Origin of the sequence: Paenibacillus alba, from assembly GCF_013204855.1 — a bacterium.
Lineage (GTDB): Bacteria > Bacillota > Bacilli > Paenibacillales > NBRC-103111 > Paenibacillus_E > Paenibacillus_E alba.
This window is the reverse complement of record NZ_JABMKZ010000002.1, coordinates 611463-624421: the sequence shown is the minus strand read 5'-3', so window position 1 is coordinate 624421 and position 12959 is coordinate 611463. Positions and strand designations below refer to the sequence as shown.

Sequence of the window (12959 nt, the reverse complement as noted above, 5' to 3'; positions counted from 1 at the left end):
TTTATGGTATATATAGGTAAAAGCGAAAATGATAACAATCATTTGGAGGGGTTAATTTGAGATCTTTGAGAAAAGGCTTAAAAGTCAGCACGGTCACTACGTTAGTGTTAGGATTAATGGTAGGCTGCAGCTCGACAAACACACCTGCATCAAACGGTACTGCTGCGCCCGGAGCAAACACGCCTGCCAGTACATCAGCTCCGACGAAGGCGGCCGACAACGGAGAAAAAGTGACGATTCGGTTCACGGACTGGGCGAATAATGAAGAAGCAAAGTCTACTCGAATCAGCTTGGACGCTTTCGAAGCCGCACATCCCAACATCAAGGTTGACTATCAGAACGTTGCGCTTGCTGAATTCGGTGCGAAGCTAAGCGCGATGGCTGCCTCCAAAACACTTCCGGATATCAGCACGATGCTGGAAGCACAAGCACTTAAATATGCAGAATCGGATATTCTGATGGATTTATCTTCGTATTATAAGGACGGGTCAGTCACTCCGAAGTTAGAGAGCAATAAATTCGTAACCCCGGACGGAAAACTGCTTGGCTACAGTGCTGCAAACGAAATTATTTTGCTGCATTATAACAAAGATATGTTCGACGAAGCGAAAATTCCGTATCCGCCAGCTGAAACCGAAAAAGCATGGACATGGGACCAAATGCTGGATGTAGCCAAAAAGCTAACAAAAGATAAAGGCGGCAAGCACCCGGGCGAAGCAGGCTTCGATGCCAAAAACATCGTGCAGTATGGCATTAATGTGTCCCATAGCCAAGACTTCTTCTGGACTCCTTTTGCGATCTCCAATGGCGGCGGGGAAGTAAGCCAAGATGGGAAAGAGCTTTTGCTGGATAAGCCGGAAACCATTGAAGCGATTCAGAAAATTGCCGATCTATCCAATGTAGAGCACGTCTCGCCAACAGCAGCACAATCCTCTGGGTTGCCAGGAGATGTCGGCCAATTGCTGCTATCGAAAAAAGTCGCGATGGTCACGTCAGGGCAATGGGAATTAGTGAATATTAATCCTCAGCTCAAAAACGGACTGAAAAATGGCATCGGTGTCCTGCCTATTTTCAAAAAACCGGCAACCACCAATACAGGAACACCGATGGTCGTGTATAAGAGTACCAAGCATCCCAAAGAAACCATTGAGCTTTACAAATGGCTTATGGATATTGAGAAGAACTTAGCGAACATTGATAGCGGGGTATGGATGCCGACGGAAATGAGCTGGTACACAGATCCTGAGAAAATCAAGAGATGGACACAATCACCTGTTCATCCACCGGAGTACAAAACGGCTGTTATTGATTACGCTCTGAAAGCCACGTATCCGACGCCTTGGTTCTTCTTGCCGACGTATAGCCGAATTGGGGATGTGTTGAATCCAGGATTGGATCAGGTGTGGTTAGGCACGAAGTCGGCTAAGGACGCGATAGCAGAGATGATGCCGAAAATTAAACCTATTTTTGATAGCGGCAAAGCTAATTAAATCACATTCATGTTAGGTAAGATGTAGGCAAACAGCACATAGGAACAAGTGTTATTCGATCAGCTTGTTCCTGATGTGCTTACAAGGAAGGTTGTCACACTTAGGGGGTACCGAATCATGTCTACAGATCAGCAGTCTAGTTACAGAAGCCTTAAGCGGCAGCAGGTAATTGTAGGATACCTATGCATTTTGCCAGCCATTCTGGGACTATTCATTTTTACGCTAGGTCCATTGCTGTACAGCTTGTATTTGAGCTTTACGGACTGGACGATTCTCAAGCCGAAGCAATGGGTTGGCTTGGACAATTACCGCAATATTTTCACCCAGGATCTCTTCTTTTTTGACTCGCTCAAAGCGACTGCCTATTATGCGATTGGTTCCGTCATTGCTTCAATTATGTTCTGCTTTGTCGTGGCCTTGTTCCTCAATCAGAAGATTAGGGGCAGAGCTGCCTTCCGCGCAATTTTTTATTTGCCTTCGATTATTCCTGTGCTTGCAAGCAGTATCATTTGGCTGTGGCTGTATAATCCTGATTTCGGCATTATCAACCATCTGCTAAGCTTCATTGGCATTGATAAGCTGATGTGGGTGAACAGCCCGGATACCTCGGTGTTATCTATGATTATTATCGCCGTATGGGGGTCTGGCAATGTCATTGTAATCTTTCTAGCCGGATTGCAGGATGTGCCGACTCATTTACTCGAGGCTGTGGAAATCGATGGTGGAGGCTGGTGGCATAAATTACGTTCCGTAACGATTCCACTCATGTCGCCTATCATTTTCTATAATGTCATACTCGGTTTCGTTAATTCGATTACAGCTTTTACGCAAGCCTATGCGATGACCCAAGGTGGACCGGGAAATTCAACGTTATTCTATGCATTCTACATCTATCGAGAAGCGTTTCAGCGTCAGAATATGGGCTATGCCTGCGCACTCGCCTGGGTGTTGTTCATCATTGTTGCATTCTTCACGTACTTGTTATTCCGCTCTTCTGCCGGATGGGTACATTATGAAGGAGGGAAAAAGTAATGACCTACCGGATCAGAGGTAAAATTATTACATACGGTGTCTTGTTCCTGCTATCCTTGCTTGTCTTTTTCCCGATGTATTGGATCATTCGTTCATCCTTGCTGAATTTGCAGGAAATTCTCGAGTTTCCGCCGATCTGGTTTCCGAATGCTTTTCGGATTGATAATTATACAGAGGTGATGGCGCGCGTTGATTTCGGGAAATATTTTATAAACACCTTTACAGTTATTATTCCGGTATTAGTTGGTGTAGGCTTAACTGCCAGCTTAACGGCTTTTGGCTTCGCCAGACTGGAATTCCCGCTAAAAAATCTATGGTTTTCACTTATCATCATGACGATTTTACTTCCCAGCATTGTTACGCTAGTCCCCACATACATCGGTTGGTCCAAGCTGCAGCTGACGAATTCCTATTGGCCCTTAATCATACCTGCTTTTTTCGGCGGCGGCGCCTTTAATATCTTCTTGCTGCGGCAGTTTCTAATGACGATTCCCAAAGAACTGGATGAATCAGCCGTTATTGACGGCGCAGGTTACTTTACGATTTATCGTAAAATCATACTTCCGCTTATTAAACCAGCTATTGTTGTCGTCCTTTTGTTCACTTTCGTAGGTGTTTGGAATGATTTTCTTGGTCAATTGGTCTATCTGAATGATTCGAATAAATATACCGTCTCATTAGGCTTGTCCACACTGCGAGGGGCGAATAATACGCCGATGAACCTCCTGATGGCGGGCACAGCGATTGTAGTGATGCCAGCCGTAATCGTCTTCTTGTTTGGTCAGAGGTATTTCATTGAAGGCATCGCAACTACGGGGATTAAAGGGTAAGCAAACAAAAAAATAGAGCGGCAGAAAGCGTTAGCAGCGTTCTGTCTATTCTCTATTGCTACTATTGAATGCGCTTTCAATATGTGTTCAGTAAGCACGTGTGCGAAGGAGGTTGAGACGGCTTTTTTGGCGGGCTCAGCTTGCTTTTCGGGTGTTGAGGGGGTTTGCTCCTCCGAGACTGCCTTTTTGGCAGGCTCAGTTGCTGTATCTACATGCTGAAAGGAGGTGATGGGAAAGTCAGCAGCAATTCCAGAGGTTTGGGCTATTTAATTCAATTTAATGGAGGTGTTATGATTGAGCATGCCAAGTTTTCAGTTCAGCCGAAATAGCCTTGTACTGCTTGTGAGCCTGTTTTTGACAGCGGTTGTACTCATTCTGTGTGCGCCTGGCTTGGCGTATGCGAATACGTTATCCAACAGCACGTTTAATGTGCAGACCGGTTCGAACGGTGAAATTACATCGTTGAAGCTGACCGGGGATACGTTCGCCACAGATTATGTGATGAATGGGACGAATGCGCCGAATCAAAATACGGCCGATCACGAGTGGCTGGGCGAATTAATGTTCACCTACAAGCTGGGCAGCGGTGCTTGGACCAAAGCCTATACGAGTAAGTCTGCGGACGGGAGAACGATTACTCAAAGCGGAAATACGGTAACAGTCACTTATCAGAATTCTGCGAATAGTGAAGGGATTAAGAACTTCAAAGTCGTTGTGACTTATGCATTAGTGAATGATTATTTGCAGTGGTCTATTAATTTGACGAATACCAGCGCTCAAACGATTGAGTTCGGCGATGTAGGCCTGCCGCTCCCTTTCAATGAGTTTTGGACAGCAGGGAATGATCCGATTTATGAAACACGAGTTGTCACGCACTCCTATGTAGGGAACAATAACTCTTATATTACAGCTGCACGGCCTAGTGGAATCGGACCTTTTCTGCTGCTGATACCGGATGCTGCCACTGGCGCGGGATTCGAGTATCAGGATCGCTGGAGAATTGAAGAACATCCAGGCAGCAAGTGGGCGATGGATCAAGGGGGCTGGACAGAAGGGCTGAATGTCTTTTATATTCACTCGAGTGTCATTAAAAGCACAAACCGCGGCTATTTGCCGAATACAAGCCTTATTCTAACAGCCAATCAAAGCAAAACGTATGCCTTTAAATTTATTAAAGTGGCGAACGAGAACGCGATGAAAGATCGCCTATACACAGAAGGACTCGTTGATGTAACGGTTGTACCGGGCATGATGTTCGCTACCAATATGAAGGCGAAGATTGATTTGCACACGTCGAAGGCGATTACTTCGGTGACAGCGCAATATCCTTCTGAAACGACAATCACTTACGTGAATACAACAGGCACAGATCATAAAATTTATGACCTCAGTCTCACGCATCTGGGGCCAAACAACATAACCGTCAACTATGGCAGCGGCGAGAAAACGGTTCTTCAATTTTATGCCATAGAGCCTATTGATGCTGCGCTGCAAAGACATGCCACATTCATGGTGAACAAAACGCAGTGGAATGCGCCAGGGCAAATCTATGACAAAGTATTCGACGATTGGATGATGCAAAATAAAGCGAAGCGGGGCTCTTTTGCCGGATATTGGGGCTGGGGAGATGATTGGGGCTATACGCACGGCCAATTCCTCGCAGAGAAAAATGCGCTGACACCTGTGGCAGCCGAAGTGACTGCGGTGGATCAGTATTTGGAAACTGCGATCTGGAATCGGCTTATGGTGAATAATCATACGGATTATCTCATTCATGACTTCTTAATGCCGGAGCCGAACGATACCCCGACGTATCGCGGCTATGCGTATCCGCATATTTATAACACGTATTTCAGCATGTATAAAATTGCGAAGCTGTATCCGAATCTCATCACGTATGCGCAAACGAAAAACACTTATTTATTAAGGGCATATAACATCTTCAAAGCCTTGTATGATGGCCCTGTTGCTTATAACTGGAATACCGGCCTCATGGGTGAGCTGACAACCCCGGATATCATCAAAGCCTTGCAAGATGAAGGCTATACCACACAAGCCAATGATATGATTGCGAAAATGGCAACAAAATATAATAATTTCAAAAACACGACCTACCCCTACGGCTCTGAATATTCTTACGATAATACAGGGGAAGAAGCCGTTTATACGCTGGCCAAAATGAATAATAATACAACGATGATGAGCAAAATCAACAACAAAACGCGGGCTGCTCGCGGACAAATGCCCATCTGGTATTATTACGCAGATCCGGTAACCATTACAGGCGAGAACTGGTGGAATTTCCAATACACCACTTCGTTGGCTGGCTATACCATGGACGATTGGATACGCAATCATTCCACAACGCCAGAAGTGGAGCAGCGACTTTCCTATGCGGCGAAGATTGCTAATATTGGTGCGATTAACTCTGGGCAAATCTCTTCGGATGCCGCTAATATCGGTGCTGTTTCCTGGACCTACCAAGCAGAGAAAGGCAATTATGGCGCTCTTGGTTTGGACGGCGGACCGCTGTTCAATGGCTGGCGCGGGATGAGCGGGGAAGCGGATCTGGGGTTGTTCGGAGCGCTCAAAATTCTCAGTGCGGATATCGCGGTTGATCCTATATTTGGGCTTTATGGTTATGGTGCCGATGTGACCCAGAGCGGTTCGAGCTATGTGATCACGCCGAAGGACGGATTGTTCAAAAGGTTGAATCTGATTACCCAGAAGCTCTCCATGGAGCTTGAAAGGGATCAGTACTCCACTGCGACGGTCGCAATTGCCAAAAATAATGTGAGCTTTACATTGAAAAATCTAACGCCATCAGCGGCCCATACGACAAAAGTTTCGTTTAGCGGACTGGCTGCAGGCACGTATGATGTGCTTCTCAACAATGCAGTCGTTGGGTCAGTATCTGCTGCTAATGGGTCCAAAACGATCGTAAGCCTAAACATTGGCACAGCGGCGACGTATGAGGTGAAGCTGCAAGCCGGCACAACTACTGGACCAGTGGATATCGCGCCTCAAGGGACGGTGACCACTTCATTCGTATCTTCCTGGGAAAGTCTAGCAGGCATGAATGATGGTTACACGCCAACAAGCTCAAATGATAGAGGCCATGCCGTCTATGGCAACTGGGATAACCCAGGCACGACACAATGGCTGCAGATTGATTTCGCGAGTGCCAAAACGATCTCAAAAACCGATATCTATTGGTTTGATGACGATCAAGGCATCGACCTGCCTGCTTCCTATACGCTGCAATACTGGAACGGGACGGCATGGGTGAATGTAGCAAGTCCGTCCGGGCTAGGGATTGTGGCTAACCAGTATAATACGACAACCTTTACCCCCGTATCGACAATGAAAATCAGATTAAATATCACCGCCAAATCGACCACTTCAACTGGGGTAGAATCGTGGAAAGTATACGGTACTTGATCATTGACAGGCATGCTAAACGGGATTAAGTGACGTTGGAGGCGGAAAACCTGCAATTGTGCATCCTTTAGCTCTGTACAGCTCCTGTTATTAACAAAAGCCTGCGATTGTGCAGGCATTTGTGTCTCTTTATTACTATTTGGATGAAAATGCTAAAAAAGCCTGCATAATCGCAGGCTTTTCTTTCATTTGCTCTGATTTCATTGAAAAAGCCTGCATTTTCGCAGGCTTTAACATAGCTAGTCCGGGCAGACCTGTAAACAGGCCCCGCCGGGGCTTAATCAACAGCCGCATTCCCTGACGATAACAATCCTAGATAGGAAAGTGCTTTAGAAGGCAGGAACAATCGCACCTTTGTATTTATCTTCGATGAATTTCTTCGTGTCCTCGGAATTGAGTTCTTTGGCCAGCTTTTGCATAGCTTCGGAGTCTTTGTTGTCCGGGCGAGATACAAGAATATTCACGTAAGGGGAGTTTTTGTCCTCCATAAATAACGCGTCTTTCGTAGGCAGCAAGTTCGCTTGCAAAGCGTAGTTCGTATTGATTAAGGCGAGGTCAAATTCGCCGACATTACGCGGCAGCATAGCTGGGTCAAGCTCTTTGATTTGCAGCTTTTTGCTATTCTCTACAACATCTTGAACAGTGCCTTTGATGCCAACGCCGTCTTTGAGCTTAATTAGACCATTTTTCTCCATCAAAGCAAGTGCGCGGCCAGCATTGGAAGGGTCATTCGGAATCGCGACGGATGCGCCTTCTTTCAAGTCAGCAGCGGATTTCACCTTTTGCGAGTAAGCGCCGAACGGTTCGATGTGTACGCCTACGACTTTAACGAGATTTTGCTTTTTGTCGAGGTTGAATTGATCCAAATAGGGCTGATGTTGAAAGAAGTTGGCATCTAACTGCTTCTCAAACACTTGAACATTCGGTTGAACGTAGTCGTTGAATTCGATAACTTCTAAATTCACGCCTTCTGTTTTCAACTTGGCTTTAACGTTATTCAGAATTTCAGCATGCGGAACGGATGAAGCGCCAACTTTCAGTGTAACTTCTTTGGATGTGCCGGGTGCAGCAGATGCCGCAGGCGCCGAGCTTGCAGGGGGTTCCGCTATTTTTTGTCCGCATGCGGCAAGAGCAAGTACGAATAGTAAGGCCACTAAGGCTGCTGATAATTTCTTCATGGTGTGAATACCTCCAAAACGATTATTTACGATTGTATTTGGTAACCAAACGATCTCCCAGCATTTGCAGCAGCTGGACGAAAAGCACGAGAATGACGACGGTCACGATCATGATGTCGGTGCGAAAGCGCATATAACCATAACGCAGCGAAAGATCGCCAAGGCCGCCGCCGCCGACGACGCCTGACATGGCGGAGTAGGAGAGCAGAGCGACAGCCGTTACCGTGACGGCTGAGATCAGACCCGGGCGCGCTTCCGGCAGCAGAACGCGCCAGACGATTTGCCATGGCGTTGCGCCCATCGACTGAGCGGCTTCAATGACGCCGCTCTCGATTTCGCGCAGCGCAGATTCCACGAGCCGCGCCAGAAAGGGCACGGCTGCAATGATAAGTGGCGGGATAGCACCCTTCACGCCGATGGTCGTGTGCACCAGCACTTTGGTGATCGGGAATACCGAGATCATCAAGATGACGAAAGGCACAGACCGCAGGATGTTCACAACGATGGAAAGCACGCTGTACAGCGGCAGATTTTGCAGCAGCTGCCCTTTGGAAGTAAGAAATAAAATAATGCCCAATGCCATACCAATGATAAATGTGAACAGGAGTGACCAGCCCAGCATGACAAGCGTATCACCGGTAGCTTTGGTAATTTCAGTCCAATTGATGTCCCATGTCATGTTCAAACCGTCATCACCTCCACTTCGATTCCTTCTTGCCTGAGCTTGTCAATGACGGCTGCGATTTCCTCCGGCTGCCCGCCGGTTAATCGGACTACCAATTGGCCGTAAGGAACGCCTTTCATCGAAGAAATGGTACCTTGTAGAATGGCGAAGGAAACATCCGTTAACTTGACGGTTTCGAACAAAATCGGTTCATAGGTTTGCTTGCCGATATAAGTAATTCGAATCAAAGTCCCGGCAGAATCGCTCTGATCCTCGCTTTGTTCATTCTCCATCTGTGTGGTGAAGTCAGATATTTGCCCAACAAAATCTTTTGTGACCGCATGTTGTGGTTTCAGGAACACATCGAGCACATTTCCGGTTTCGACGATCAAGCCTTTCTCCATCACGGCTACACGGTCGCAAATCGCTCGAATGACCTGCATTTCGTGAGTGATAAGCAGAATTGTGATGCCCAGCTTGCGATTAATATCTAGCAACAGAGCAAGAATAGCATTCGTTGTTTGTGGATCAAGTGCAGAGGTTGCTTCATCACATAGCAAGATGTCTGGATGATTAGCCAAAGCTCTGGCAATGCCTACGCGCTGCTTCTGACCGCCGGAAAGCTGGTTCGGATATTTGTGGGCATGCTCCTGCAGCCCAACGAGATCCAGCAGCTCCTGGACGCGTGCTTGGAGCTTTGCTTGTCCGATCCCTGATAATTTCAATGGGAAAGCAATATTTTCAGCTACCGTAGAGGAGGAGAGGAGATTAAAATGCTGGAAGATCATTCCGATCTTGCGCCGCTTCGTCTGCAGCTGCCGAGCATCCAAGCGGGTCATTTCTTCACCATCAATCTGAATCGTTCCAGAGGAGGGGCGTTCCAGCAAATTCACACAACGGAGCAGCGTACTCTTCCCTGCACCGGAATGTCCGATAATTCCGAAGATTTCGCCACGCTTAATATGTAAATGGATTTTCTGTATGGCCGGTAGACGTCCCGGCACGTCCTCATATACTTTTTGCAAATTTTCGATATGAATCAGGATGAATACCTCCAATGCCGTACCTAATGGGTGATTGTATATTTTAACCAACGGTTAATTATTTTATAAGAAAAGTCCAGTGATAGCAACGACCAGAATGTGGGAAATGTGAATGCCACTTAGCATTGACGCCTGTTTTGTTTGCATATAAACTGAGGTTAAACGTTTCAATTTTTTACAAATAGGGGATGACACATATGACGAATTTACAGCAGCGCAAAGTTGAAATCATAACAAAAATTGCCGCAAAGGCTTATCAGCAGCCTCTTTTGAATAGTGGGTTCCTATTTCAACAAGATGTCCGAGACAATTTCTATTACGCTTCCTATTTATTTGCGGCTTCTCAGGATCAGACAATTCCATTTGAGGGAGATCGCGAGCAAGCAAAAAGTAAAGCGGAAGGTGTTCTGCTCCTGCTTCTCGAGCTTCAGGATCAGCAGCCGGAGAGTGCAACCTACGGACATTGGCCGCTTAATCTCTTCCCTTCACCAGAAGAAGCTTCCAAAAATACGCTGCCAGTTGAGTTAATGGGAAGTTTGATGGTCATCTTCTACCAGCGCTATGCCCATGAAATGAGTGTATCGCTGCGGAGTTCTTTTGACAGAACCTTTCATCATATTTATCAAAGCAATTTTTATCGCAAGCCTATGACTGCTTATAATCATCATGAAGCGAAGTATACCGCTGCCAAGCTTATTTTTGGGCAGCTGTATGAAGATAAAGCTTTGCTGGAGGATGGCTTTCAGTCCTTGCGCAGCACGCTCGAGCGCATCCAGACAGTTGGAATGGTGGAGTACAGCGCACTTCCTTGGTTTTGGCATTGGGTGCAGGCTTTTACTTGTGCGTGGGAGCTTATAAAAGATGAAGCGATCCAAACCACTTTGGCTGAGATGCTGGATTATTTGTGGAACGTTCGCGCCACGTATTATTTGGGTGGGGCATGGGCAGGCGCCCATTCACGCATTTGGCCGCATGACATGCCCAAGGATACGAATGTTCTGCACGATTATGTGCAATTCGGCGATTTCTCTTTGCCGGATCATATGCCTCGAACAGAATATGCGGGATTTCTGGCTTATGAGGCTTCTGAGGCAATTAAGGCTAAGGCTTTAAACCGCTTTGTTCCAACTGAAGTCAAACGTCAGGTGCCCAAACAAGTCGGTCAGGGGCTTCATGATCATGACGTTCTGCACTCCTATCTTTATCTCACAGAGAGCTTTGCTGTAGGCGGAATGTATGAGCGTATTGCAGAATTTGACAATGAACAGCACCGTTGGGATGTCTGTTTACCGCTTTGTGCAACACCGGGGGTCAATCATGCTTATTTTTTCCATCCTGGAAACAAATTTAGTGAAGGAGATCTGCGCCACCAAAGCGAATATGTGGAAGTGCTTTTTCATCGCAACGTTATAATGGCTTCTTATCAAATTCCTGAAGATCAGTCTGATCAAATTATAGGCTGTCTGCCTGTAGGCGAGTGGGTAGAGGAAACGAACGGTTTGTTCGGTTTATGTGGTCAGGTTTATATGGCCGTATATATGGATCAGCCTTTCCAAAGAGAGGTTCAACTGGACCGCAGCGTCGTTACCAGCAAAGGAAACAAGAATGCCGTTGTTATAGAATGCATGGATAAGCTTGCAGCGCAGGCCAAGGGAATTATCAATCTTCAGCAATTTGTAAGCTGCATGAACACCAAACAACCCGACTACCAGACATCTAAAGAAGCATTCAACCTTACATATACGAATTTGAGCGAGGAAATTTTGGTGTTAAGCTGTGGTCCAGATAGGGAGATTACAAGATTAGTCAATGATCAACCCGTTGATTTAACTACCTACACGGTCGCATAAACAAAATAGAAAAGAGGAAGAGAAATGCCATTAGTTGACATGCCCTTAGAAAGCCTGCTCAAGTATGAAGGCCGTAACCCCCGTCCTGCCGACTTTGATGCTTATTGGGAACGGGCCATCGCAGAAATGAAGGCGATTGATCCGCAAATTGAGCTTCGTCCAAGTGAGTTTCAGGTTCCTTATGCAGAGTGCTTTGACCTCTATTTCACAGGTGTAAAAGGCGCACGCATTTATGCCAAATATGTACGTCCGAAACACGCAACCTCGCCTCATCCAGCCATTGTTCAGTTCCATGGCTATTCTGGAAATTCAGGCGATTGGTCGGACAAAATTCAATATGCAGCCTTAGGTTTCTCCTTCTTCTCGCTGGATTGCCGCGGTCAAGGCGGTTTATCGGAAGATATAGGCGGGGTGAAAGGGACAACCCTGCGTGGTCACATCATTCGCGGGATTGATGATCATCCCGATCAACTGTTGTACCGAGATATTTTCTTGGACACAGCGCAGCTGGCGGGAATTGCCATGAGCATGCCGGAGGTTGATCCTGAACGTGTAGGCGCAATGGGTGGCTCACAAGGTGGTGCTCTGACGATTGCTTGTGCTGCTCTTGAGCCGCGTATTAAACGATTAGCGCCGGTATATCCTTTCCTTAGCGATTATAAACGCGTTTGGGAAATGGATTTGGCGAAAGATGCTTATCAGGAGCTGAAGGATTACTTCCGCCGTCATGATCCGCAGCACAAACGTCAAGAGGAAGTATTTACACAGCTGGGCTATATTGATATTCAATATTTGGCTGATCGTATTCAAGGGGAAGTCCTGATGGCTGTAGGTTTAGCAGATACGGTTTGTCCGCCTTCCACACAATTTGCGGCATACAACAAAATTAAGTCCAAGAAATCGTATGAAATCTACCCAGACTTCGGTCATGAAGGCTTGCCTGGATTCAGTGATATGACCATTCAATTTATGTTAGGTTTATAAAATAGTCCAAAAGCGGCTGTCCCAAATTTTTAGGTTGCTATCGAAAAACGCCTCCATCCACACTTGCGCAGTGGTTTTGGAGGCGTTTTTGCATGTTGTTTGGAAGACAGTTGGCCAGCAGGTTGTACCTGTCTTTCTATTGATACACACCTTCATGGTGGGGTGGCTCGAGTTGGTTGTGTTGGCCTGAGTCGCTTGAATTTGCTTCATGCTGGCAGAGTGGCCTCAGACGCGTGCATACATTTCGCATAATTCCTGCGATTATGCATCCTTTTCGTCGTGGGAATAAGCAAAATAGTGAAAAGCCTGCAAATAGGCATCCTTTCGAGACTTTTTTTCGATTTCTGAATGGAAAGCTTATAAAGCCTGCATAATCGCAGGCATTCTCTATTTTCACGCGATTTGATCGGAAATGCCTGCACATATGCAGGTTTTCATAATCGGTGA

General features: G+C 46.4%; 9 protein-coding genes. 6 read left to right on the top strand and 3 right to left on the bottom strand.

Annotation, left to right across the window (positions count from 1 at the left end):
* The first annotated feature begins 56 nt into the window (after positions 1 to 56).
* From HQN90_RS03080 to HQN90_RS03065, 4 genes are all read left to right on the top strand, one after another.
* Positions 57 to 1490 carry an ABC transporter substrate-binding protein gene (locus HQN90_RS03080; RefSeq protein WP_173216260.1) on the top strand — a complete coding sequence of 478 codons (1434 nt, stop codon included), beginning with the start codon at positions 57 to 59 and terminating at the stop codon, positions 1488 to 1490.
* A 117-nt stretch (positions 1491 to 1607) separates the two neighbouring features.
* Positions 1608 to 2522: a carbohydrate ABC transporter permease gene (locus tag HQN90_RS03075; RefSeq protein WP_173216258.1), complete on the top strand. Its 915-nt coding sequence runs from the start codon at positions 1608 to 1610 to the stop codon at positions 2520 to 2522.
* A complete protein-coding gene (locus HQN90_RS03070) occupies positions 2522 to 3352 on the top strand; it encodes a carbohydrate ABC transporter permease (RefSeq protein ID WP_173216256.1) in 831 nt (276 codons plus the stop codon). Before HQN90_RS03075 ends, HQN90_RS03070 begins: the two co-directional genes overlap by 1 nt.
* A gap of 300 nt (positions 3353 to 3652) precedes the next feature.
* Positions 3653 to 6793 carry a DUF5695 domain-containing protein gene (locus tag HQN90_RS03065; RefSeq protein ID WP_173216497.1) on the top strand — a complete coding sequence of 1047 codons (3141 nt, stop codon included), beginning with the start codon at positions 3653 to 3655 and terminating at the stop codon, positions 6791 to 6793.
* Positions 6794 to 7122: 329 nt separating this feature from the next.
* On the opposite strand, the gene HQN90_RS03060 is transcribed toward HQN90_RS03065, so the two are convergent.
* Genes HQN90_RS03060 through HQN90_RS03050 form a run of 3 tightly spaced genes read right to left on the bottom strand, consistent with a single transcriptional unit; the run spans position 7123 to position 9678 of the window.
* Positions 7123 to 7971, bottom strand: a complete 849-nt coding sequence (locus HQN90_RS03060; protein ID WP_173216254.1) for a MetQ/NlpA family ABC transporter substrate-binding protein — start codon at positions 7969 to 7971, stop codon at positions 7123 to 7125.
* A gap of 22 nt (positions 7972 to 7993) precedes the next feature.
* Positions 7994 to 8650, bottom strand: coding sequence for a methionine ABC transporter permease (locus HQN90_RS03055; protein WP_173216495.1), 657 nt, complete (start codon positions 8648 to 8650; stop codon positions 7994 to 7996).
* 2 nt (positions 8651 to 8652) lie between these two features.
* Positions 8653 to 9678, bottom strand: coding sequence for a methionine ABC transporter ATP-binding protein (locus HQN90_RS03050; protein WP_173216496.1), 1026 nt, complete (start codon positions 9676 to 9678; stop codon positions 8653 to 8655).
* Positions 9679 to 9875: 197 nt separating this feature from the next.
* On the opposite strand from HQN90_RS03050, the gene HQN90_RS03045 reads away from it, so the two are divergent.
* Both HQN90_RS03045 and HQN90_RS03040 read left to right on the top strand, forming a co-directional pair.
* Complete coding sequence (locus tag HQN90_RS03045; RefSeq protein WP_246362016.1) at positions 9876 to 11528, top strand: hypothetical protein; 1653 nt, start codon at positions 9876 to 9878, stop codon at positions 11526 to 11528.
* Positions 11529 to 11552: 24 nt separating this feature from the next.
* Entirely contained in the window at positions 11553 to 12512 is a 960-nt protein-coding gene (locus HQN90_RS03040) for an acetylxylan esterase (protein ID WP_173216250.1), read from the top strand.
* The last annotated feature ends 447 nt before the right edge of the window (positions 12513 to 12959 follow it).

Coding starts and splice junctions, on each gene's coding strand:
- HQN90_RS03060 (WP_173216254.1), bottom strand. CDS start 7,971: ATGAAGAAATTATCAGCAGCCTTAGTGGCCTTACTATTCGTACTTGCT.
- HQN90_RS03055 (WP_173216495.1), bottom strand. CDS start 8,650: ATGACATGGGACATCAATTGGACTGAAATTACCAAAGCTACCGGTGAT.
- HQN90_RS03075 (WP_173216258.1), top strand. CDS start 1,608: ATGTCTACAGATCAGCAGTCTAGTTACAGAAGCCTTAAGCGGCAGCAG.
- HQN90_RS03045 (WP_246362016.1), top strand. CDS start 9,876: ATGACGAATTTACAGCAGCGCAAAGTTGAAATCATAACAAAAATTGCC.
- HQN90_RS03065 (WP_173216497.1), top strand. CDS start 3,653: ATGCCAAGTTTTCAGTTCAGCCGAAATAGCCTTGTACTGCTTGTGAGC.
- HQN90_RS03070 (WP_173216256.1), top strand. CDS start 2,522: ATGACCTACCGGATCAGAGGTAAAATTATTACATACGGTGTCTTGTTC.
- HQN90_RS03040 (WP_173216250.1), top strand. CDS start 11,553: ATGCCATTAGTTGACATGCCCTTAGAAAGCCTGCTCAAGTATGAAGGC.